The sequence below is a fragment of the Streptomyces sp. NPDC085524 genome, from assembly GCF_044541755.1.
GTDB lineage: Bacteria > Actinomycetota > Actinomycetes > Streptomycetales > Streptomycetaceae > Streptomyces.
Genome location: NZ_JBITTH010000018.1, coordinates 62172 through 85082 on the forward strand (window position 1 = coordinate 62172; position 22911 = coordinate 85082).

16 protein-coding genes are annotated in these 22911 nt (G+C 68.8%); 12 read left to right on the forward strand and 4 right to left on the reverse strand.

What is annotated here, in order from left to right; translation table 11 throughout:
• Positions 1-139: 139 nt before the first annotated feature.
• The gene (locus tag ACIGFK_RS26245) at positions 140-1669 is read right to left on the reverse strand and encodes a helix-turn-helix domain-containing protein (RefSeq protein WP_376658517.1); all 1530 of its coding nucleotides are present in this window, start codon (positions 1667-1669) and stop codon (positions 140-142) included.
• A gap of 57 nt (positions 1670-1726) precedes the next feature.
• Positions 1727-2209, reverse strand: coding sequence for a MarR family winged helix-turn-helix transcriptional regulator (locus ACIGFK_RS26250; protein WP_376658518.1), 483 nt, complete (start codon positions 2207-2209; stop codon positions 1727-1729).
• A gap of 97 nt (positions 2210-2306) precedes the next feature.
• Here ACIGFK_RS26250 and ACIGFK_RS26255 point away from each other — a divergent pair, with 97 nt between their 5' ends.
• From ACIGFK_RS26255 to ACIGFK_RS26280, 6 genes are all read left to right on the forward strand, one after another.
• On the forward strand, positions 2307-3176 hold the full coding sequence (locus ACIGFK_RS26255; protein ID WP_376658519.1) for a haloalkane dehalogenase: 870 nt from the start codon (positions 2307-2309) through the stop codon (positions 3174-3176).
• 269 nt (positions 3177-3445) lie between these two features.
• Complete coding sequence (locus ACIGFK_RS26260) at positions 3446-3604, forward strand: hypothetical protein (RefSeq protein ID WP_400053798.1); 159 nt, start codon at positions 3446-3448, stop codon at positions 3602-3604.
• Between the two features lie 140 nt (positions 3605-3744).
• Positions 3745-6474 carry an aconitate hydratase AcnA gene (gene acnA / locus ACIGFK_RS26265; protein ID WP_376658521.1) on the forward strand — a complete coding sequence of 910 codons (2730 nt, stop codon included), beginning with the start codon at positions 3745-3747 and terminating at the stop codon, positions 6472-6474.
• A 305-nt stretch (positions 6475-6779) separates the two neighbouring features.
• Entirely contained in the window at positions 6780-8204 is a 1425-nt protein-coding gene (gene ngcE, locus ACIGFK_RS26270) for an N-acetylglucosamine/diacetylchitobiose ABC transporter substrate-binding protein (RefSeq protein WP_376658529.1), read from the forward strand.
• A 20-nt stretch (positions 8205-8224) separates the two neighbouring features.
• A complete protein-coding gene (locus ACIGFK_RS26275) occupies positions 8225-9169 on the forward strand; it encodes a carbohydrate ABC transporter permease (protein ID WP_376658522.1) in 945 nt (314 codons plus the stop codon).
• Between the two features lie 13 nt (positions 9170-9182).
• On the forward strand, positions 9183-10109 hold the full coding sequence (locus ACIGFK_RS26280; RefSeq protein WP_376658523.1) for a carbohydrate ABC transporter permease: 927 nt from the start codon (positions 9183-9185) through the stop codon (positions 10107-10109).
• Between the two features lie 8 nt (positions 10110-10117).
• On the opposite strand, the gene ACIGFK_RS26285 is transcribed toward ACIGFK_RS26280, so the two are convergent.
• Entirely contained in the window at positions 10118-10993 is an 876-nt protein-coding gene (locus ACIGFK_RS26285; protein WP_400053801.1) for a hypothetical protein, read from the reverse strand.
• A 100-nt stretch (positions 10994-11093) separates the two neighbouring features.
• Complete coding sequence (mgtA, locus tag ACIGFK_RS26290; protein ID WP_400053802.1) at positions 11094-13814, reverse strand: magnesium-translocating P-type ATPase; 2721 nt, start codon at positions 13812-13814, stop codon at positions 11094-11096.
• A 565-nt stretch (positions 13815-14379) separates the two neighbouring features.
• On the opposite strand from mgtA, the gene ACIGFK_RS26295 reads away from it, so the two are divergent.
• From ACIGFK_RS26295 to ACIGFK_RS26320, 6 genes are all read left to right on the forward strand, one after another.
• Positions 14380-15594, forward strand: coding sequence for an ROK family protein (locus tag ACIGFK_RS26295; protein WP_376658526.1), 1215 nt, complete (start codon positions 14380-14382; stop codon positions 15592-15594).
• Positions 15595-15711: 117 nt separating this feature from the next.
• Complete coding sequence (locus ACIGFK_RS26300; protein WP_376658527.1) at positions 15712-16821, forward strand: sugar ABC transporter substrate-binding protein; 1110 nt, start codon at positions 15712-15714, stop codon at positions 16819-16821.
• A gap of 160 nt (positions 16822-16981) precedes the next feature.
• A complete protein-coding gene (locus ACIGFK_RS26305) occupies positions 16982-17770 on the forward strand; it encodes an ATP-binding cassette domain-containing protein (protein ID WP_030651561.1) in 789 nt (262 codons plus the stop codon).
• 26 nt (positions 17771-17796) lie between these two features.
• Complete coding sequence (locus tag ACIGFK_RS26310) at positions 17797-19086, forward strand: sugar ABC transporter permease (RefSeq protein WP_376658530.1); 1290 nt, start codon at positions 17797-17799, stop codon at positions 19084-19086.
• A gap of 240 nt (positions 19087-19326) precedes the next feature.
• The gene (gene dxs / locus ACIGFK_RS26315; protein ID WP_376658528.1) at positions 19327-21243 is read left to right on the forward strand and encodes a 1-deoxy-D-xylulose-5-phosphate synthase; all 1917 of its coding nucleotides are present in this window, start codon (positions 19327-19329) and stop codon (positions 21241-21243) included.
• 139 nt (positions 21244-21382) lie between these two features.
• Positions 21383-22867, forward strand: a complete 1485-nt coding sequence (locus ACIGFK_RS26320; protein WP_376658531.1) for an amino acid permease — start codon at positions 21383-21385, stop codon at positions 22865-22867.
• The last annotated feature ends 44 nt before the right edge of the window (positions 22868-22911 follow it).

Genomic DNA, 22911 nt, shown 5'->3' on the forward strand with positions numbered 1-22911 from the left:
CCCTCCGCGTGGAGTGACGGGGCCCAGGCCCTGCGGGGTCCGGTCGTACGGCTGTCGTCAGCTTCGCCGGGGCTCCACCATCACGGCCCTTCTGCACCGTAAGCGGTGCGGGGGGTCGGGCGACGGTGGGTCCGACTGCCTAGATGTCCCTGAAGATCTCGATCTGTGCGCCCACCGAGTTGAGGCGCTCGGCCAGTTCCTCGTAGCCGCGGTTGATCACGTAGACGTTGCGGAGCACCGAGGTGCCCTCGGCCGCCATCATCGCCAGGAGGACGACCACCGCAGGGCGCAGGGCCGGCGGGCACATCATTTCCGCCGCGCGCCAGCGGGTGGGGCCTTCGACCAGGACCCGGTGCGGGTCCAGGAGCTGGAGGCGGCCGCCCAGGCGGTTCAGGTCGGTGAGGTAGATGGCGCGGTTGTCGTACACCCAGTCGTGGATGAGGGTCTGGCCCTGGGCCACGGCGGCGATGGCCGCGAAGAACGGCACGTTGTCGATGTTCAGCCCGGGGAACGGCATCGGGTGGATCTTGTCGATCGGGGCTTCGAGCTTCGAAGGGCGGACCGTGAGGTCGACCAGGCGGGTGCGGCCGTTGTCCGCGTTGTACTCCGCCGAGCGGTCGTGGTCCAGGCCCATCTCCTCCAGGACCGCGAGCTCGATCTCCATGAACTCGATCGGGACCCGGCGGATGGTGAGTTCGGACTCCGTGACCACCGCGGCGGCCAGCAGGCTCATCGCCTCGACCGGGTCCTCGGAGGGGGAGTAGTCGACGTCCACGTCGATGTTCGGGATGCCGTGGACGGTGAGGGTGGTCGTGCCGATGCCCTCGACCTTCACGCCCAGCGCCTCCAGGAAGAAGCACAGGTCCTGGACCATGTAGTTGGAGGAGGCGTTGCGGATGACGGTGACGCCGTCGTGGCGGGCCGCAGCCAGCAGCGCGTTCTCGGTGACCGTGTCCCCGCGCTCGGTCAGGACGATCGGGCGGCCGGGGCTGACGCCGGGCTCGACCTTGGCGTGGTAGATGCCCTCGGTCGCCGTGATGTCCAGGCCGAAGCGGCGCAGGGCGATCATGTGCGGCTCGATGGTGCGGGTACCGAGGTCGCAGCCGCCGGCGTAGGGCAGGCGGAAGCGGTCCATGCGGTGGAGCAGGGGGCCGAGGAACATGATGATGCTGCGGGTGCGGCGGGCCGCGTCCGCGTCGATCGCGTCCATGTCGAGGCGGGCCGGCGGGACGAGCTCCAGGTCCACGCCGTCGTTGATCCAGCGGGTGCGCACCCCGATGGAGTTCAGGACCTCCAGGAGGCGGTAGACCTCCTCGATGCGGGCCACGCGGCGCAGCACCGTACGGCCCTTGTTGAGCAGCGAGGCGCACAGCAGGGCGACGCACGCGTTCTTGCTCGTCTTGACGTCGATGGCGCCGGAGAGGCGCCGACCGCCGACGACCCTCAGGTGCATCGGGCCGGCGTAGCCGAGGGAGACGATTTCACTGTCGAGCGCCTCGCCGATGCGGGCGATCATCTCAAGGCTGATGTTCTGGTTGCCGCGCTCGATCCGGTTCACGGCGCTCTGGCTCGTGCCCAGGGCGTCTGCGAGTTGACTCTGCGTCCAGCCGCGGTGTTGCCGGGCGTCACGGATGAGCTTGCCGATGCGTACGAGGTAATCGTCTGCCATGGGTGCACCGTATCTCAGATATGAGATGTTGATCGCGACGGGTGTGGCATTTGGGTGTTATTGACTGTCAGGTCCCATAGTGGGGCCGCTCATGGCGTGATGCTCGACGAGGCGGCCGAGGAGCCGGACGAGTTGCTCCCGCTCCGGTGCGGACAGGGGGGAGAGGAACTCCTCCTGGGTGGCGTCGAGCAGGTGTTCCAGCTTGCGGAGCCGGCGCCGGCCGAGCGGCGTGAGGGTGATGACGTTGCGCCGCCGGTCCGCGGGGTCGGGGGTCCGCTCGACCAGGGCGCGCTCGGCGAGCTCGTTGATGACGGCGACGAGGTCGCTGCGGTGGATGCCGGTACGGGTGCTCAACGCCGCCTGGCTCACCGGCCCGGACTCCTCCAGGGCGACCAGTGCCGCGTAATGCCATTTGTGTGCATCTGCACTGCCGAGGCTTTCCGTCACCAGCCGCTGCGCCTGCGCCGAGGCCTGGGCGAGCAGTCGGCTGGGCAGCTTGCGCAGGCGCGCCGGGACGGCCTCGTTCTCGTGCGTGGTCATGGGGCGATGGTAGCCCTTGCGTTGGTCCCACTAACGGTTTACATTCGTTCGTGTCACAAACGTTAGTCGCCCGAACGAATACTGGAAGGGGCCTCCCATGGCCACGATCGGCGTGCTCGACTCGACGATGTACTACGAGGAGGCGGGCAACCCCGAAGGCGTTCCGTTCGTCTTCCTGCACGGCAACCCCACCTCCTCCCACCTGTGGCGGGGCGTACTGCCCCGGATCGAGGGGCCGGTCCGCATCCTCGCCCCGGACCTCATCGGCATGGGCCGCTCGGGCAAGCCCGGCGGCGAGTACCGCTTCGAGGACCACGCCCGCTACCTGGACGCCTGGTTCGAAGCCCTCGGGCTGGACCGGGTCGTGCTGGTCGGCCAGGACTGGGGCGGGGCGCTCGCCTTCGACTGGGCCGCCCGGCACCCGGAGCGGATCCTCGGGACCGCCTTCATGGAGACGATCCTGCGGCCGATGAGCTGGACCGAGTACTCGCCCGAGGGGCGCGCCCGGTTCGAGGCGATACGCACCCCGGGTGTGGGGGAGGAGATGGTCCTGGAGCGGAACCTCTTCATCGAGGACAGCATCGGCAAGACGATGATGAACCCGCTGGGCGAGGCCGACCACGCCGTCTACGCCGCCCCTTACCCGACCCCCGAGAGCCGGCTCCCCATGCTCCGCTGGGCCCGCTCCCTGCCGATCGACGGCGACCCGGCGGACGTGGTCGCCGTGGTCGAGCGGTACGACGCCTGGCTGGCCGCCAGCCCGGAGGTGCCCAAGCTGCTCCTCACCTTCGACGGCGGGCCCGTGCTGATGGTCGGCCCCGAGCACATCGCGTGGTGCGAGGAGAACATCTCCGCGCTGGAGACCGAGTACTGCGGCCGGGCCGCCCACCTCTGCCCGGAGGACCGGCCCGAGGAGATCGCCGCCGCGGTCAACTCCTGGGCGAAGCGGCACGACCTCCTCGGCTGAGGACCTCGCCGAAGCCGGCCGCCCCCCCGCGGACTCCGCTTCGCGCACCACCCGTCCGCCCGCCGGGGGCGCCGTGACCCCGGACGCGGCCAGGACACTCTTCGGTCAATTCCCTGACCGGAACCCACCCCGGACGACGGAATCCGTACGATGACCCGCGTGCCAGGACCCACCAACGCCGACACCGCGTGCCGCGGGACCCGCATACCGGGGACCTCCTGCCGGCCTGCGCGGGCCGGGTTCCGGCGTACGGGGAGGCCGGTCCGCCCGTGACCACCGTCACCCCGAACCCGGAGCGGACCGGGGTACCGGCGGTGTCCGCGCCGGTCGCGCCGGTGGAATCGGGGCAAGCGGAAGCGGCCGCTCGGCTGACCGCCCCGGCGGGCCTGCGGGTGCGCGCCTCGTCCCTGCCCCCGGACATGTACTAGAGTTATCTCGACATCGAGATATCTGCCGAAGGCGAACCGCAGCCGCCCCCGCTGGTAAGGGTTACCTAACTTAGCCTTACCTTAGCGGATTGGCCAAGGGGCGTGGCGGCAGGATGCGGTAATTACGCGCGAATTCATGCATGAAGGAGACTGTCGTGTCGGCGAACAGCTTCGACGCCCGCAGCACGCTGCAGGTGGGCGACGAGTCGTACGAGATCTTCCGGCTGGACAAGGTCGAGGGCGCCGCGCGCCTTCCCTACAGCCTGAAGGTCCTGCTGGAGAACCTGCTCCGCACCGAGGACGGCGCGAACATCACCGCCGACCACATCCGGGCGCTCGGCGGCTGGGACTCCCAGGCACAGCCCAGCCAGGAGATCCAGTTCACGCCGGCCCGCGTGATCATGCAGGACTTCACCGGCGTCCCCTGCGTCGTGGACCTCGCCACCATGCGTGAGGCAGTGAAGGCCCTCGGCGGCGACCCGGCGAAGATCAACCCGCTCTCGCCCGCCGAGATGGTCATCGACCACTCGGTCATCGCCGACAAGTTCGGCACGGCCGACGCGTTCGCCCAGAACGTGGAGCTGGAGTACGGCCGCAACAAGGAGCGCTACCAGTTCCTGCGCTGGGGCCAGACCGCCTTCGACGACTTCAAGGTCGTCCCCCCGGGCACCGGCATCGTCCACCAGGTCAACATCGAGCACCTGGCCCGTACCGTCATGGTCCGGGGTGGCCAGGCGTACCCCGACACCCTCGTCGGCACCGACTCGCACACCACCATGGTCAACGGCCTCGGCGTGCTGGGCTGGGGCGTCGGCGGCATCGAGGCCGAGGCCGCGATGCTCGGCCAGCCGGTCTCCATGCTGATCCCGCGCGTCGTCGGCTTCAAGCTGACCGGCGAGCTGCCCACCGGCACCACCGCCACCGATCTGGTGCTCACCATCACCGAGATGCTGCGCAAGCACGGCGTCGTCGGCAAGTTCGTCGAGTTCTACGGTGAGGGCGTCGCCGCCACCTCCCTCGCGAACCGCGCCACCATCGGCAACATGTCGCCGGAGTTCGGCTCCACCGCCGCGATCTTCCCGATCGACGACGAGACGCTGAAGTACCTGCGCCTGACGGGCCGCGACGCCCAGCAGGTCGCCCTCGTCGAGGCGTACGCCAAGGAGCAGGGCCTGTGGCTGGACCCGGCCGCCGAGCCGGACTTCTCCGAGAAGCTGGAGCTCGACCTCTCCACGGTCGTCCCCTCCATCGCCGGCCCGAAGCGCCCGCAGGACCGCATCGTCCTCGCCAACGCCGCCGAGCAGTTCGCCCAGGACGTGCGCAACTACGTCGAGGACGACGACGAGGCGGGCAAGGAGTCCTTCCCGGCCTCCGACGCCCCGGCCGCCACCAACGGCGTGCCGACCCGCCCGACCCAGGTCACCCTGGCCGACGGCACCTCCTTCGAGATCGACCACGGCGCCGTCACCGTCGCCGCGATCACCTCCTGCACCAACACCTCGAACCCCTACGTCATGGTCGCCGCGGCGCTCGTGGCCAAGAAGGCGGTCGAGAAGGGTCTGACCCGCAAGCCGTGGGTCAAGACCACCCTGGCCCCGGGCTCGAAGGTCGTCACCGACTACTTCGACAAGGCCGGCCTGACCCCGTACCTCGACAAGATGGGCTTCAACCTCGTCGGGTACGGCTGCACCACCTGCATCGGCAACTCCGGTCCGCTGGACGAGGAGATCTCGAAGGCGATCAACGAGCACGACCTCGCGGTCACCTCGGTGCTCTCCGGCAACCGCAACTTCGAGGGCCGGATCAACCCCGACGTCAAGATGAACTACCTGGCCTCCCCGCCGCTGGTCGTCGCGTACGCCATCGCGGGCTCCATGAAGGTGGACATCACCACGGACGCCATCGGCACCGACACCGAGGGCAACCCGGTCTTCCTGAAGGACATCTGGCCCTCCGAGGCCGAGGTCAACGACGTCGTGGCGAACGCCATCGGCGAGGACATGTTCTCGAAGTCCTACCAGGACGTCTTCGCGGGCGACGCCCAGTGGCAGGCGCTGTCGATCCCGACCGGCAACACCTTCGAGTGGGACCCGCAGTCCACCTACGTCCGCAAGCCCCCTTACTTCGAGGGCATGACGATGGAGACCACCCCGGTCTCCGACATCGCCGGCGCGCGCGTGCTGGCGAAGCTGGGCGACTCGGTCACCACCGACCACATCTCCCCGGCCGGTGCGATCAAGGCCGACACCCCGGCCGGCAAGTACCTCACCGAGCACGGCGTCGAGCGCCGCGACTTCAACTCGTACGGTTCCCGCCGCGGCAACCACGAGGTCATGATCCGCGGTACGTTCGCCAACATCCGCCTGCGCAACCAGATCGCGCCGGGCACCGAGGGCGGCTTCACCCGCGACTTCACCGTCGAGGGCGCGCCGGTCTCCTTCATCTACGACGCCTCCCAGAACTACCAGGCCGCCGGCATCCCGCTGGTCATCCTGGCGGGCAAGGAGTACGGCTCCGGCTCCTCCCGCGACTGGGCGGCCAAGGGCACCGCGCTGCTCGGCGTCAAGGCCGTCATCGCCGAGTCCTACGAGCGCATCCACCGCTCCAACCTGATCGGCATGGGCGTCCTGCCCCTGCAGTTCCCCGAGGGCGCCACCGCGGCCTCCCTGGGCCTCACCGGCGAGGAGACCTTCTCCTTCACCGGTGTGGAGGAGCTGAACAACGGCACCACCCCGCGCACGGTCAAGGTGACCACCGACACCGGTGTCTCCTTCGACGCGGTCGTCCGCATCGACACCCCCGGTGAGGCGGACTACTACCGCAACGGCGGCATCATGCAGTACGTGCTCCGCAACCTCATCCGCGGCTAGTCACCGCAGAGCAGAGCGGCGCCAAAAGGGCCGTATCCCCGTCAAGGGGGTACGGCCCTTCCGCTTGTGCCGCGGCCGGTCCAGATGACGGACAGGTCTCAACTCGGAAAAGCCGACGGCCATACGTGTGCATGATCTTGCTCACACGAGCGGAAGTGGACTATACCTGTGCGCGTCCGGATCACCGCGAGACGAGCGGCCCGGACCCGGGGGATGGGCGGGGACCTGCGGCGATGTCCGCATGCACGGCAACCGCCGTGACTTCCGGCCTCCTTCACACTTCTGACGAAGGCGAGGACATGAGCATGGGATCCACGGGTGAAGGCCTCGGACGCCGCGATCTGATCAAGCGTTCCGCAGCACTCGGACTTATCACGGTGCCGACGATGAGCTTCCTGTCCGCCTGCGCCTCCGGCGGCGAGGAGTCCACGAAGGGCCCGGACAAGGGCGTCGTCTCCAAGGAGAACCCCTTCGGTCTGGCCAAGGGCAGCAAGGTGGACGTGGTCGTCTTCAAGGGCGGGTTCGGCGACGACTACGCGAAGGCCTGGGAGGCCGCCTTCGACAAGAAGTGGGGCACCACCAGCTCCCACCTGGGCACCCAGGAGATCACCGCCAAGCTCCAGCCCCGCTTCAACGGCGGCAACCCGCCGGACGTCGTCGACGACTCCGGTGCCCAGAAGATCCCCCTGGACGTGCTCGCCAAGGGCGGCCAGCTCGCCGACCTCAACGCGGTGCTCGACGCGCCCTCCCTCGACGACCCGACCAAGAAGGTGCGCGACACCCTGGTGGACGGGGCCGTCGACCAGGGCATGCTGGGCGGCAAGTACGTCGTCCTCAAGTACGTGTACGCCGTGTTCGGCTTCTGGTACTCGGGCAAGCTCTTCAAGGAGAAGGGCTGGGCGCCGCCGAAGACCTGGGACGAGTTCCTCGCCGTCTGCACCAAGGCCAAGGAGGCGGGCATCGGCGGCCTCGCCCACCAGGGCAAGTACCCGTACTACATCAACGTCGTCATCATGGACCTCATCGCCAAGAAGGGCGGCATGGACGCCGTCAAGGCGATCGACAACCTCGAGCCCAACGCCTTCGAGGGCAACGCGGCCGCCCTCGCCGCGGTCGAGGCCGTCTACGAGGTGGTCGAGAAGGGCCTGCTGATGCCGGGCACCAACGGCCTGACCCACACGGAGTCCCAGACCGCCTGGAACCAGTACAAGGCCGCCTTCATCCCCTCCGGCTCCTGGCTGGAGAACGAGCAGCTCAAGCAGACCCCGGACGACTTCGACATGAAGTTCCTGCCGGTCCCGGTGCTCGCCGACAGCAAGCTGCCGCTCGAGGCCATCCGGGCCGGCGTGGACGAGCCCTTCATCGTCCCGGAGAAGGCCGCCAACAAGGCCGCCGGCCTGGAGTTCCTCCGCTCGATGCTGTCCCGCGAGTGGTCGACGATCTTCGCCCAGCAGGCCAACTCCCTCACGGTCGTCAAGGACGGCGTGGACCCGAGCGTCAAGCTCCGGCCGGGCACCCAGTCCGCGGTGGAGGCGCTCAAGGCCGCCGGGAGCAACACCTTCAGCTACCGCTACCCCGACTGGTACAGCGAGATGGACACCGAGATCCAGAACGCGTCCAATGAGCTGATGGCCCAGCGGATCCAGCCCAAGGAATGGATCAAGCGGGCCCAGGCTGCGGTAGACAAGGCGGCCAAGGACCCGAACGCCAAGAACAACAAGCGCAGCTGACCACCCAGGGGACGGACACCATGAGCCATGTAGCCCAGGGGAGAAGGAAGGGCGGCTTCATCGCCGCCTTCCTCTTCGCACCCCTCGCGCTGTACCTGACCTTCGTCATCTGGCCGTACGTACAGACGTTCGGCTACTCCTTCACCAACTGGTCCGGTCAGTCACCGACGTTCGACTTCGTCGGCCTGGACAACTACTCGGCCCTGCTGGACGACGAGGTCTTCCGCGGCGCGCTCTGGCACAACCTGCTGCTCGTGGTGTTCGTCCCCGTGATCACCATCCTGCTCGCCCTCTTCTTCGCCTTCATGGTGAACGCGGGAGGGCGGGGCGGGGCCGGCGGGGTCCAGGGGGTCGCCGGATCGCGCCTCTACAAGGTCGTCTACTTCTTCCCGCAGGTCCTCTCGCTCGCCATCCTCGCCGTGCTGTTCGGGGCGATCTACCGCAGCGACGAGGGCGGCCTGCTCAACGGCTTCCTCGTCAAGCTCGGCCTGATCTCCCCGCAGCACCCCGTCGAATGGCTCAACGAGCCGGACTTCGTCCTGTGGTGCCTGCTGCTCGTCGTCGTCTGGCACGGCGTCGGCTTCTACCTCGTCCTGTTCTCCGCGGCCATGCAGTCCGTGCCCAGGGACATCTACGAGGCCGCACTGCTCGACGGCGCCGGACGCGCCCAGACCTTCTTCAAGGTCACGCTGCCCCTGCTGTGGGACTCTGTGCAGACCTCCGCGGTCTACCTGGGCATCGCCGCGATGGACATGTTCGTCCTGGTGTCGACCATGACCTCGGGCCAGTTCGGCGGCGGACCCGACCACCACAGCGAGGTCATGTCGACGGTGCTGATGCGCAACTTCCTGTACTTCGGCAAGAGCGGCTACGCCTGCGCCATGGGCGTGGTCATGCTGCTGCTGACCATGATCCTCTCCATCACCACGCTGCGCGCCACCCGCCGCGAGCGCATCGAGTTCTGAGCGGGAGACCTCCATGACCACAGTGATCAAGGCTCCGGGCGAATCGGCCGCGGAGCGGTCCGGCGGACCCGGACGGGCGAAGGAGCGGGACGGACGCCGCTCCGAGGGCGTGGTCCTCAACGTCTTCTCGCACGGCTTCCTCGTCCTCTGGGCGATAATGATCGTGCTCCCGCTGATCTGGCTGGCCCTCGGCGCGTTCAAGACCGACGCGCAGATCGGCGGCTCCGCCCTCAGCTGGCCCTCGAACTGGCACTTCGACGCCTTCGGCCGGGCCTGGACCAAGGGGATCGGCGGCTACTTCGCCCACACCCTCATCGTGCTGGTGTTCTCGGTCCCGCTGACCATGCTGTTCGGCTCGATGGCCGCGTACGTGCTGGCCCGCTACCCCTTCACGGGCAACCGGCTCATCTACTACTTCTTCGTCAGCGGGGCGATGTTCCCGGTGTTCCTGGCGCTCGTACCGCTCTTCTTCATGGTCAAGCGCTTCGACATGCTGAACACCTACCAGGGCCTGATCCTGGTGTACGTCGCCTACTCGATGCCCTTCACCGTCTTCTTCATGCACTCGTTCTTCCGGACGCTGCCGACGGCGATCCACGAGGCGGCCGTCATCGACGGGGCCTCCGACACCCGGATCTTCTTCCAGGTGATGCTGCCGATGGCCAAGCCCGGCCTGATCAGCGTCGGGATATTCAACGTCCTGGGCCAGTGGAACCAGTACATCCTGCCCGCCGTGCTGATGCAGCCGCAGTCGAGCTCGGACCCCGAGCGCTACATGCTCACCCAGGGCCTGATCCAGCTCCAGTACCAGATGGGCTACGAGACGGACCTGCCGGTGCTGTTCGCCGGAGCCACCATCGCCATCATCCCGATGCTGGCGGTCTACCTCTCCTTCCAGCGCCAGATCCAGGCGGGCCTCACCTCGGCGACGCTGAAGTAGGGCCCGCGTCAGGAGCCGCCGGCGGTCTTCCGCAGCTCGTACACCTTGCCCGGCCCCGGACGGCCGAAGTCCCGGAGGAGCCGGGGTTCCCGGGCGGTGCCGCCGACGGTCCACGCGGACCAGGAGCACTCCGGGACGCGGACCCGGACCTCCTGGGTCCGGGCGTCGTGACCGGGCTCGTACGACCAGGTGCCGGAACCCGAGCACCGCCGCGACGGGCCGCTCGGGTCGTCGTCGGGGGCGTGCTCGCCGACGCCGTCGGCCGTGACCCGGCCGTCCGGGGTGAAGACCAGCCGTCCGCTCGTGTGGTCGACCCAGGTGCCCGGTACGTCCTGCCGGCCGATCGCCGGCGGTTCGTACGAGGGCAGGAGGCCGACGGCGAGGCCGAGGGCGCCGAGCAGACCCGTCCCCGCGACCACCGCCGTGCCCCACACCGCCACCCGCCGGCCCAGTCCCCTCACCCGGGGCCGGGCGATCAGGGCCCCGGCGGAGAGCGATGCCGTGGCCTCGGCCCAGAAGACCAGCACGGGCCGCGTCTCCACGTGGTTGTACGACGCGAAGGCCCAGATCGGGGGCGCCGCGACGGCCGCCACGGTCAGCGGCACCCACCACCACGACTCGCGGCCGCCGACCCGGCGGCCGATCAGGTCGGCCAGTGCGACGGCCGGCAGTACGAAGACCAGCGACAGCAGGAACGCGATCACCGCGACGATCATCATGAAGTTGACCAGGGCGGCCGTGACGTCGGTCCAGTCGACCGGATGGTTCGGCGGCGGCTGCGTCCGGACGTACAGCAGGCCCACCACCACGGCGAGTGCGACCTCCAGACAGCCCACCATGGTCGAGACCACCAGCATCCGGCCGTACGACCGTCTCTGAGGCATGGTCAACCCCCCTCGTGGCACGGCGGACCAAGCGTCCGGCCCGGCTCGCAGCGGTACGGGTCCCATACTGCCAGCCGGGCTGAACGCGTTCAATTCATTCTCAGAGCCAGGTGTTGAACCTGCGGATGTACCAGGTCTTCACGAGCTGGGTCAGCGTGCAGTACGCGAGGAGCACGCCGACCAGCCACGGGAAGTAGCCCGCCGGCAGGGCGACGAAGCCCAGCGTGGGGGCCAGCGGTGAGAACGGCAGCCAGAGCCCGGTCAGCACCGCGAGGACGGTCATCGCCATCACCGGCCAGGAGGCGCGGGACTGGATGAAGGGGATCTTCCGGGTGCGGATCATGTGGACGATCAGGGTCTGCGAGAGCAGGCCCTCGATGAACCAGCCGGACTGGAAGAGGGACTGGCTCGCCTCGCTGTCGGCGGCGAAGACGTTCCACATGATCACGAACATCGCGATGTCGAAGATCGAGCTGATGGGGCCGATGGTGACCATGAAGCGGAAGATGCCCTTGGCGTCCCAGTTGCGGGGCTTGCGGAGGTACTCCTCGTCCATCCGGTCCCACGGGGTCGCCAGCTGCGCGATGTCGTAGACCAGGTTCTGGACCAGGAGCATGATCGCGAGCATCGGCTGGAAGGGGATGAAGGCGCTCGCCACCAGCACCGAGAAGACATTGCCGAAGTTCGACGACGCCGTCATCTTGATGTACTTGATCGTGTTGCCGAAGGTGGTGCGGCCCTGGAGGACACCCTGCTCCAGGACGGTCAGGTCCTTCTCCAGCAGGATGATGTCGGCCGACTCCTTGGCGATGTCGACGGCGGTGTCCACCGAGATGCCGACATCGGCGTCGCGCAGCGCGGCCGCGTCGTTGATGCCGTCCCCGAGGAAGCCGACCGTGTGCCCGTCGGCCTGCAGGGCCCGCACGATCCGGGCCTTCTGGACCGGGTTGACCTTGGCGAAGACCGTCGTACGGGCCGCCAGCCCGCGCAGTTCCGTGTCGTCGAGGCCGTCGGTCTCGGCGCCGAGCACCACCTGTCCGACCTCGATGCCGACGTCGGCGCAGACCCGGGCGGCCACGAGGTCGTTGTCGCCGGTGACCACCTTCACCGCGATGCCCTTGTCGGCGAGCCCCTGCAGGGCCCGGGCGGCGTCGGCCTTCGGCGGGTCGAGGAAGGCGAGGAAGCCGACCAGGGTCAGGCCGTCCTCGTCGGCGACCGAGTAGGTGTCGCGCGGGATGTCGACCGAACGGGTGGCGACGGCGAGGACCCGCAGGCCGCGGCGGTTGTTGTCCTCGGCGATCCGGGTGACGTGCCACCGCAGCTGCTCGGTCAGCTCGACCGTCTCGCCCCGGTCCCGCATGTGGGTGCAGAGCTCCAGGACCTCTTCGACCGCACCCTTGGTGATCATGACGTGCTCGGGGCGGCCGCGGTCGCCCAGCAGGGACCTGCGGTCGAGGACGACGGACATCCGGCGCCGGGCGAAGTCGAAGGGGATCTCGTCGACCATCGAGAACCGTGCGTCGACGACAACCTCCTCGGCCTCGTCCACGCGGTCGATGACCGCCTGGTCCATCAGGTTCCGCAGGCCCGTCTGGAAGTGCGCGTTGAGGTAGCCGTACTCCAGGACCTCGTCGTCCTCGTGGCCGTGCACGTCCAGGTAGCGGTCGAGGACGATCCGGTCCTCGGTGAGCGTGCCGGTCTTGTCCGTGCAGAGCACGTCCATCGCGCCCAGGTTCTGGATGGCGCCCAGCCGCTTGACGACCACCTTGCGCCTGGACATGGCGACCGCGCCGCGCGCCAGGTTCGCGGAGACGACCATCGGCAGCATCTCGGGGGTCAGCCCGACGGCGACGGCGATGCCGAACAGGAAGGCCTCGTTCCAGTCGCCCTTGGTCAGGCCGTTGACCATGAAGACCACCGGGACCATGACCAGCATGAAGCGGATCAGCAGGAAGCTGACCTTGCGCACGCCGTTGTCGAAGTTGGTCTGCGGGCGCTCCCCGACGAGGGAGCCGGCCATCGAGCCGAACCAGGTGTCGGAGCCGGTGGCGACGACGACGCCGGTGGCGGTGCCGGAGGTGACCGAGGTCCCCATCAGGCAGAGGTTGTCGGCCTCGACCGGGTCCGTGGTCTCCTGCTGTCCCAGGTCGTTCGTGCGGGTGTCGGCCTTGGCGACGGGCAGGGACTCGCCGGACAGGGCGGCCTGGCCGACCATCAGGTCCTTCGAGCCGACCAGCCGCAGGTCGGCCGGGATCAGGTCCCCGGCGGCCAGCTTGACCACGTCGCCCGGGACCACCTGGTCCATCGGCACCTCGAAGGTCGTGGGCGCGGATCCGCTGCCCGCCCGGCGCTGCACCGCACAGGTGGTGGTGACGAGCTTCTTCAGCGCGTCGGCGGCCCGGCCCGAGCGGTACTCCTGCCAGAAGCGCAGCAGCCCGCTGATCCCCACCATCACGGAGAGGATGACGACGCCCGGATCGGCCGGGTCCTGCCAGTACATGACGGCGGCCAGGAAGACCAGGACGCCGATGAAGGGGTTCCAGTACGCCTTCCCCAGCTGGACGAACCAGCGGGGGGTGCGCTCCTGGGCGACGGTGTTGGCGCCGTGGTGCTCGAGGCGCAGTGCGGCCTCGGCGTGGGTGAGGCCGTCCAGGGACGTGTCCACGTCCTGGAGGACCAGGGTGCGCGGGCGGGCGCTGGTCGCGGCGAGGCGCTCGCCGACGAGCCGGGTGCGGGACTCCAGCTCGGCGGCCTTGCGCTCGCGGCGGGCCCGGCCCGGCGGTGCGAGCTTCGTCGGGGTACGGGGGGTGAGCATGGTCATGACGAATACCTCCCTCCACGGTGTCCGGACAGCGTGGAGCCGGCCGGTCACGTGGAGTGGTCATGGGTCGGCGCGGTGCGGCACGGGAGGCCGAGGTCAGCGCCGGCGGGCACGGGTGACACATGCCTGACAGGACAGTCCGGGCATGCGGAGGGAATACTGAAGAGCACGGAAGCGCGGCGTACCGCGGCCGTGCGCAGCTCGATGAAGGGTCAGCCGATCACGAGGGGTCAGCGGACGAGAGCGCAGCGAAGACTTCGATCGGGACTCATCCCGAACACCTCCTCGCATAGCGCCGTCAACACGTGGCGCCCGATCCGGCCGGAAAGGCCGCAGAGGACCGGCGCCTCGTCGACCGTAACACGATCACAGCGGCCGGTTCTCTCCCCTTTTGGCCAGTAACGGCCGTTTCGTGGTGCGTCACCCTCTTGACGTGCCGATGCGCAAAGGCTCGACTTAAGGTTCACAAGTTGGAGAGACGCCGGGGTCTCGGGGCGCGAAGCCGCAACGGTTCCCGGCCGGGGGGCGACGCTGGACGTCGCTTATGGGCAGGAGTGGATGAGTCGTGCAGACTCCCGGATCGCAGTCCTCGCTGCATCGCGCGAATCTCGAACGGGTCGTGCGGGCGGTGCGGCTCTCGGGTTCGCTGACCCAGGCGGAGATCGCCCGCACCACCGGACTGTCGGCGGCCACGGTCTCCAACATCGTCCGGGAACTGAAGGACGGCGGGACCGTCGAGGTCACCGACACCTCGGCCGGCGGGCGGCGGGCGCGCAGCGTCTCGCTCAGCGGCGACGCGGGGATCGTCATCGGCGTCGACTTCGGCCACACCCACCTGCGGGTGGCGGTCGGCAACCTCGCCCACCAGGTGCTCGCCGAGAAGACGGAGCCGCTGGACGTCGACGCCTCCTGGACGCACGGCTTCGACCTCGCGGAATCGCTGGTCGGGCGGCTGGTCGCGGACATAGGCGTCGGCCTGGAGAAGGTCATCGGCGTGGGGCTCGGGGTCCCCGGCCCCATCGACGTGGAGTCCGGGACCCTGGGCTCGACCGCGATCCTGCCGGGCTGGGCGGGCATCAATCCCCGCGAGGAGCTCGCGCGCCGCCTCGGGGTGCCGGTCTACGTGGACAACGACGCGAACCTCGGAGCCCTCGGTGAACTCGTTTGGGGGAGCGGGCGGGGAGTGAAGGACCTGGCCTACATCAAGGTCGCCAGCGGCGTGGGCTCCGGCCTGGTGATCAACGGGCAGATCTACCGCGGACCGGGGGGCACCGCGGGCGAGATCGGGCACATCACGCTCGACGAATCGGGCCCGGTCTGCCGCTGCGGGAACCGCGGCTGCCTGGAGACGTTCGCCGCGGCGCGGTACGTCCTGCCGCTCCTCCAGGGCACGCACGGACCGGAGTTGACGATGGAGCGGGTGGTCGAGCTGGCCCGCGAAGGGGACCCGGGCTGCCGCCGGGTGATCACGGACGTGGGCCGCCACATCGGCAGCGGGGTGGCCAGCCTGTGCAACCTCCTGAACCCGAGCAGGGTGGTGCTGGGCGGGTCCCTGGCCGAGGCGGGTGAACTCGTACTGGCCCCCATCCGTGAATCAGTGGGGAGGTACGCGATCCCGAGCGCCGCGCGCCAGTTGTCCGTGCTCACGGGCTCGCTGGGCGGCCGTGCGGAGGTGCTGGGCGCGCTGGCCCTCGTGCTCAGCGAGATGGGCGATTCGACGCTTTTGTCGGACCATGGAAGTGGAGGGCGAGCTCCCGCCGTCTTGTCTTCAGGTAGATAACGGATGGCACCGTTGTCATCTCGTTAAGGATTCACTCCTTGACGGCAAAACGCGGCCGGGGTTGACTCACATCCACCTCGGCCGCAGTGTTGCGGCCTCGTCAGGGAGGTTCAAGTAATGAACACGCGTATGCGCAGAACCGCTGTTGCCGTCGCCGCCGGTGCCATGGCCGTCTCGCTCGCCGCCTGCGGCAGCGCAAAGGAGGCCGGAGGCGGGACCAAGGAGTCTTCCGGCGCCGCGAAGGGTGACGCGATCAAGGTCGGTCTGCTCCTGCCGGAGAACCAGACCGCGCGCTACGAGAAGTTCGACAAGCCGCTCATCGAGAAGCAGGTCAAGGCGCTGACCAACGGCAAGGGCGAGGTCGTCTACGCCAACGCCAAGCAGGACGCGACCACGCAGAACTCGCAGGTCGACACGATGATCACCAACAAGGTGGACGTCCTGATCGTCGACGCGGTGGACTCGAAGGCCATCGCCGGCTCGGTCAAGAAGGCCAAGGAGGCCGGCATCCCGGTCGTCGCCTACGACCGCCTCGCCGAGGGCCCGATCGACGCCTACACCTCCTTCGACAACGAAGAGGTCGGCAAGGTCCAGGGCAAGGCGCTCCTGGAGGCGCTGGGCGACAAGGCCAAGTCCGGCCAGATCGTCATGATGAACGGTTCCGTCACCGACCCGAACGCCGCGCTGTTCAAGAAGGGCGCGCACTCCGAGCTCGACGGCAAGGTGAACGTCGGCAAGGAGTACGACACCGTCGAGTGGAAGCCGGAGAACGCCAACACCAACATGGCGGGCGCGCTCTCGGCCCTCGGCAAGGAGAACGTCATCGGCGTCTACTCCGCCAACGACGGCATGGCCGGCGGCATCATCACCGCCCTCAAGGCCGCCGGCGTCTCCCCCCTGCCGCCGGTCACCGGCCAGGACGCCGAACTCGCCGGTGTGCAGCGGATCGTCGCGGGCGAGCAGTTCATGAGCGTCTACAAGCCGTACGCCCCCGAGGCCGAGGCCGCCGCCAAGATGGCCGTCGCCCTCGCCAAGGGCGAGAAGGCCGGCGGCACCTCCACGGTCGACAGCCCGAGCGCCAAGGGCGTCGCGGCCGTCCTGATCCCGGTCGTCTCGCTGACCAAGGCCAACATCAAGGACACCGTCGTCAAGGACGGCGTCTACACGGTCGACGAGATCTGCACCGACAAGTACGCGGCCGCCTGCGCCGCCATCGGCCTGAAGTAGCGGCCCCCGCCGCCTCCGCACGAGGCGGCCCCACGTACCTGACCGGCGCCCCGCCCCTCCTTTCCCCGCCACCCGGCGGGGCGCCGGGCAGAAACGTTCCCCCATTCGCCCCGCTCCTGCTCTTCTGCACGACATCCCCGCCGGTCAGGCGGCGAAGGAGATGGTTCATGTGTCCGCTGCGCCCGTGCTGGCGTTGCGAGGGGTCTCGAAGCGGTTCGGCGCCGTTCAGGCCCTGACCGACGTAGAACTCGAGATCCACTCCGGTGAAGTGGTCGCCCTGGTCGGCGACAACGGTGCCGGCAAGTCCACGCTGGTCAAGACGATCGCCGGCGTGCACCCCATCGATGACGGAGTCATCGAGTGGGAGGGGCGACCGGTTTCCATCGGAAAGCCCCACGACGCCCAGAACCTGGGCATCGCCACGGTCTACCAGGACCTGGCGCTGTGCGACAACATCGATGTCGTCGGCAACCTGTTCCTCGGCCGGGAGCTCAAGAAGTACGGAGTCCTCGACGAGGTGGAGATGGAGCGGCGCGCCCGCGAGCTCCTGACCACGCTGTCCATCCGGATCCCCAGTGTCCGGATCCCCATCGCCTCGCTGTCGGGCGGTCAGCGCCAGACCGTGGCGATCGCCCGCTCCATGCTGGGCGAGCCCCAGCTCGTCATCCTCGACGAGCCCACCGCCGCCCTCGGCGTCGAGCAGACCGCTCAGGTGCTCGACCTGGTGGAGCGGCTGCGTGAGCGCGGCCACGCCGTCATCCTCATCAGCCACAACATGGCCGATGTGAAGGCCGTCGCCGACAAGGTGGCGGTCCTGCGGCTGGGCCGCAACAACGGTGTCTTCAACGTCGCCGACACCTCGCAGGAAGAGATCATCTCCGCCATCACCGGTGCCACGGACAACGCCGTGACCCGCCGGGCGGCCCGCACCTCGGAGGCCGGCAAGTGAGCACCCAGAACCCTGCCACCGGTCCACTGGGCAAGGGCCCCGTCGACCAGCAGGAGCACATCGACCCGGTCAACCCGGCGGCCGCGCACGACGCGATCCCGGCCGTGGACCCCCGCCTGCTCGTCAGGGAAGAGGGCCTCGCCGGCTACTGGGGCGAGTTCAAGCACAAGATGAAAGCCGGCGACCTGGGCTCCCTCCCGGTCGTCATCGGCCTGATCATCATCTGGTCGATCTTCCAGGGGCTGAACTCGAACTTCCTCTCCCCGGAGAACCTGACCAACATCGCGATCACGATGACCGGCACCGGCATGATCGCCATCGGCATCATCTTCGTGCTGCTGCTCGGTGAGATCGACCTCTCGGTCGGCTCGGTCAGCGGTGTCTCGGGCGCGATCGTCGCCGTCCTCGCCGTCACCCACGGCGTGAACGAATGGCTGGCCATTCTCCTGGCCGTCCTCGGAGGCGCCCTGATCGGCTGCATCCACGGCTTCTTCTTCGCCAAGGTCGGCGCCCCGGCCTTCGCCGTCACCCTGTCGGGCCTGCTCTTCTGGCTCGGCGCGATGCTGCAGATCCTCGGCAGCAACGGCACGATCAACATCGACTCCGACGGCGTGGTCGGCCAGCTGACCACGTACTTCTTCTCTGACGTGGCCGTCGCCTACGGGCTGGCCGCGCTCGCGGTGGCCGGCTACTTCCTCGCGGCCTTCCTCGACGCGAAGCGCCGCGACGCCGCCGGGATGCCCTCCCGGCCGCTCGCCGAGATCCTGCTGCGCACCGGCCTGCTCGCCCTGTGCGCGTTCGGTCCCGCCGTGCTGTTCAACCAGTACAAGGGCCTGCCGCTCGCGGTGGTGCTCTTCCTGCTGGCCCTGGTCGTCACGGACTTCCTGCTGCGCCGCACGACGTTCGGGCGAAACGTTTTCGCACTGGGTGGCAGCGTCGAGGCCTCCCGCCGTGCGGGCATCAACGTCACCCGGATCCGCATCACGGTCTTCGCGATCTCCAGCACATTCGCCGCCATCGGCGGCCTGTTCTGGGCTTCCAAGATCGCGGCGGCCAACCAGAGCGCCGGTGCCGGCGACCTGCTGATGAACGTGATCGCGGCGGCCGTCATCGGCGGCACCAGCCTCTTCGGCGGCCGCGGTCGCACCTGGAACGCCCTCCTCGGCGTCATGGTCATCGTCTCGATCCAGTACGGTCTGGCCCTGGAGGGCATCGCCACTCCGATCCAGTACATGATCACCGGTGCGGTGCTGCTGGCGACCGTGGTCATCGACTCGGTCACCCGCAAGACCCAGAAGACGGCCGGACGCGCCTGACGGCCACCCCGCCGACGCGTCCGACAGCACATGCCCGGTGCCACCACGTGTGGCGCCGGGCATCTGTGCGTACATATGTACGTACGTCTGTGCGGGTATACGCCCGTATGTGAGGTATGACTTCACGCAGGTGCGTCCATGTATGACAAAGGTGTGACTCCGGCGGGACGGCCCGATGACCGCATCCGCGAGCGGAACATTAGACTCGACAGACCAGCAAGCAACTGCAAGGAGGCACGGGTGCTGCTGACCCGCATCAAGGGACCGCGCGATCTGGACCGGCTCAGCCAGGAGGAGCTCGAACAGCTCGCCGCCGAGATCAGGTCCTTCCTCGTCGACGCCGTCTCCAAGACCGGCGGGCACCTCGGCCCCAACCTCGGGGTGGTCGAACTGACGATCGCCCTGCACCGGGTCTTCGACTCGCCCAAGGACAAGGTCCTCTTCGACACCGGCCACCAGGCCTACGTCCACAAGCTGCTCACGGGCCGCCAGGACTTCGGCAACCTGCGCGCCAAGGGCGGCCTCTCCGGCTACCCCTCGCGCGCCGAGTCCGACCACGACGTGATCGAGAACTCGCACGCCTCCACCGTGCTCGGCTGGGCCGACGGCATCGCCAAGGCCAACGAGGTGCTCGGCCGCGAGGACCACCACGTCGCCGCCGTCATCGGAGACGGCGCGCTGACGGGCGGCATGGCCTGGGAGGCGCTGAACAACATCGCCGCCGCCAAGGACCGCCCCCTCGTCATCGTGGTCAACGACAACGAGCGCTCGTACGGCCCCACCATCGGCGGCCTCGCGAACCACCTGGCGACCCTGCGCACCACGGACGGCTACGAGCGCTTCCTGGCCCGCGGCAAGGACCTGCTGGAGCGCACCCCGGTCGTGGGCAAGCCGCTCTACGAGACCCTGCACGGCGCGAAGAAGGGCCTCAAGGACTTCATCGCCCCGCAGGGCATGTTCGAGGACCTGGGCCTGAAGTACATCGGCCCCATCGACGGCCACGACATCGAGGCGCTGGAGTCCGCCCTGCAGCGCGCCAAGCGCTTCAGCGGCCCGGTCATCGTGCACTGCCTCACCCAGAAGGGCCGGGGCTACGAGCCGGCCGTCCAGGACGAGGCGGACCGTTTCCACGCGGTCGGCGTCATCCACCCGGACACCGGTCTGCCCGTCAGCACCGACGCCGCCAGCTGGACCTCCGTCTTCGCCGACGAGATGGTCAAGCTCGGCAAGGAGCGCAAGGACATCGTCGCGATCACCGCGGCCATGCTCCAGCCCGTCGGCCTGAAGAAGTTCGCGGACGCCTACCCCGACCGCATCTTCGACGTCGGCATCGCCGAGCAGCACGGCGCCACTTCGGCGGCGGGCCTGGCGACCGGCGGCGCCCACCCGGTGTTCGCGGTGTACGCCACCTTCCTCAACCGCGCCTTCGACCAGGTCCTGATGGACGTGGCCCTGCACAAGTGCGGTGTCACCTTCGTCCTGGACCGCGCCGGGGTCACCGGCACCGACGGCGCCTCCCACAACGGCATGTGGGACATGTCCATCCTCCAGGTCGTCCCGGGGCTGCGGCTCGCCGCCCCGCGCGACGCCGAGCAGCTGCGCGCCCAGCTGAACGAGGCCGTCCTGGTGAAGGACGCGCCGACCGTGGTGCGCTTCTCCAAGGGCGTCGTGGGCCCGGCCGTCCCGGCCGTCGGCCGGATCGGCGGCATGGACGTGCTGCGCGCCCCGGCGCCCGAGGTCACCCGTCCGGACGTACTGCTCGTCTCGGTCGGCGCACTCGCCCCGATGTGCCTCGAGATCGCCGGCCTGCTCGACCGGCAGGGCATCTCCTGCACCGTGGTCGACCCCCGCTGGGTCAAGCCGGTGGACGAGGCGCTGGCGCCCCTGGCGGACCGCCACCGCGTGGTCGTCACCGTCGAGGACAACGGCCGCGCAGGCGGCGTGGGCTCGGCCGTCGCGCAGGCCCTGCGGGACGCGGGGGTCGACGTACCGCTGCGCGACTTCGGCATCCCGCAGCGCTTCCTCGACCACGCGACCCGCAAGGAGGTCATGGCCGAGATCGGGCTGACCGCTCCGGACATCGCGCGCCAGGTCACCGGCCTGGTGGCCAAGCTGGACGGCCGCTACGACAGCGAGCCGGCAGCGGCCGTGGACTAGTCCGGGCCGACCGGGAAGCGGCCACTAGATCGCCGCGCGGTTGCACGTCACGGGCCGGGAGATCACTCTGGAGGAGTGGGCCTCCCGGCCCGTTCGCGTGCGTCGACACCTGTTCGGAGGTGTGTCGGTGAGCAGGGATATGAACAGCCCCTTCCGCACCAAGACGGTGGAGCAGTCCATCCGTGACACGGAGGAGCCGGAACACGCGCTCCGCAAGTCGCTCTCCGCCTGGGACCTGACGGTGTTCGGTGTGGGTGTCATCATCGGCACCGGCATCTTCGTCCTCACGGGCATCGCGGCCCGCAACAACGCCGGTCCGGCCACGTCCCTGTCGTTCGTGGCGGCCGGCATCGTCTGCGCCCTCGCGGCGCTCTGCTACGCAGAGTTCGCGTCCACCGTCCCGGTGGCCGGTTCGGCGTACACCTTCTCGTACGCCTCGATCGGCGAGCTGCCCGCCTGGATCATCGGCTGGGACCTGGTGCTCGAATTCGCGCTGGGCACCGCGGTGGTGGCGGTCGGCTGGTCCGGATACATGCGCCATCTCATGCACACCAACCTGGGCTGGGACCTGCCCACCGCGCTGTCCGGCCCGGACGCGGGAGGCCACTTCGACCTGCTGGCCTTCCTGCTGATCCTGGCCCTGACCGCGATCCTGGTCGTCGGGACGAAGCTCTCGGCCCGCATCACCGCGATCGTGGTGGCCATCAAGGTCGCCGTGGTGCTGCTCGTCATCATCGCGGGCCTGTTCTTCATCAAGGCCGACAACTACTCCCCGTTCATCCCGCCGGCCCAGCCGCAGGAGGCGGGCAACGGCCTGCACGCACCGCTGGTCCAGCTGCTGTTCGGGTACGCGCCCACCAACTTCGGCGTCATGGGCATCTTCACCGCGGCCTCGCTCATCTTCTTCGCGTTCATCGGCTTCGACGTGGTGGCGACCGCCGCCGAGGAGACGAAGAACCCCCAGCGTGACATGCCGCGCGGCATCCTCGGTTCGCTGCTGATCTGCACCTTCCTGTACGTCGCGGTGACCCTGGTGGTCACCGGCATGCAGAAGTACTCGGAGATGTCACCGACCGCACCGCTGGCCGAGGCCTTCAAATCGGTGAACCAGCCGTTCTTCTCGGGTGCGATCAGCCTCGGTGCTGTGGTCGGCCTGATCACCGTCAGCATGATCCTGCTGCTGGGCCAGACCCGTGTGTTCTTCGCGATGAGCCGTGACGGACTGCTGCCGCGCACCTTCTCCGTCACCCACCCCAAGTACCGCACGCCCTACCGGGCGACCATCCTGCTCGGTGTGGTCATCGCCGTCCTGGCGGGTTTCACCAGCCTGGAGAAGCTCGCGGAACTGGTGAACATCGGCACGCTGTTCGCCTTCGTGCTCGTGGCCCTCGGCGTGATCATCCTGCGCCGGACCCGCCCCGACCTGCACCGGGCGTTCCGTTGCCCGTGGGTGCCGGTGATCCCCATCCTGTCGATCGCGGCCTCGCTCTGGCTGATGCTCAACCTGCCGGCCGAGACGTGGATCCGCTTCGCCGTGTGGATGGCGATCGGCTTCGTCGTCTACTTCCTGTACGGACGCAGCCACAGCCGCCTCGGCAAGGCCGGCCAGGAAGCGAAGTTCTAGCCGCGCAGCGGTGCGCGCGCACCACGCAGAAGCCGGCCGTACGG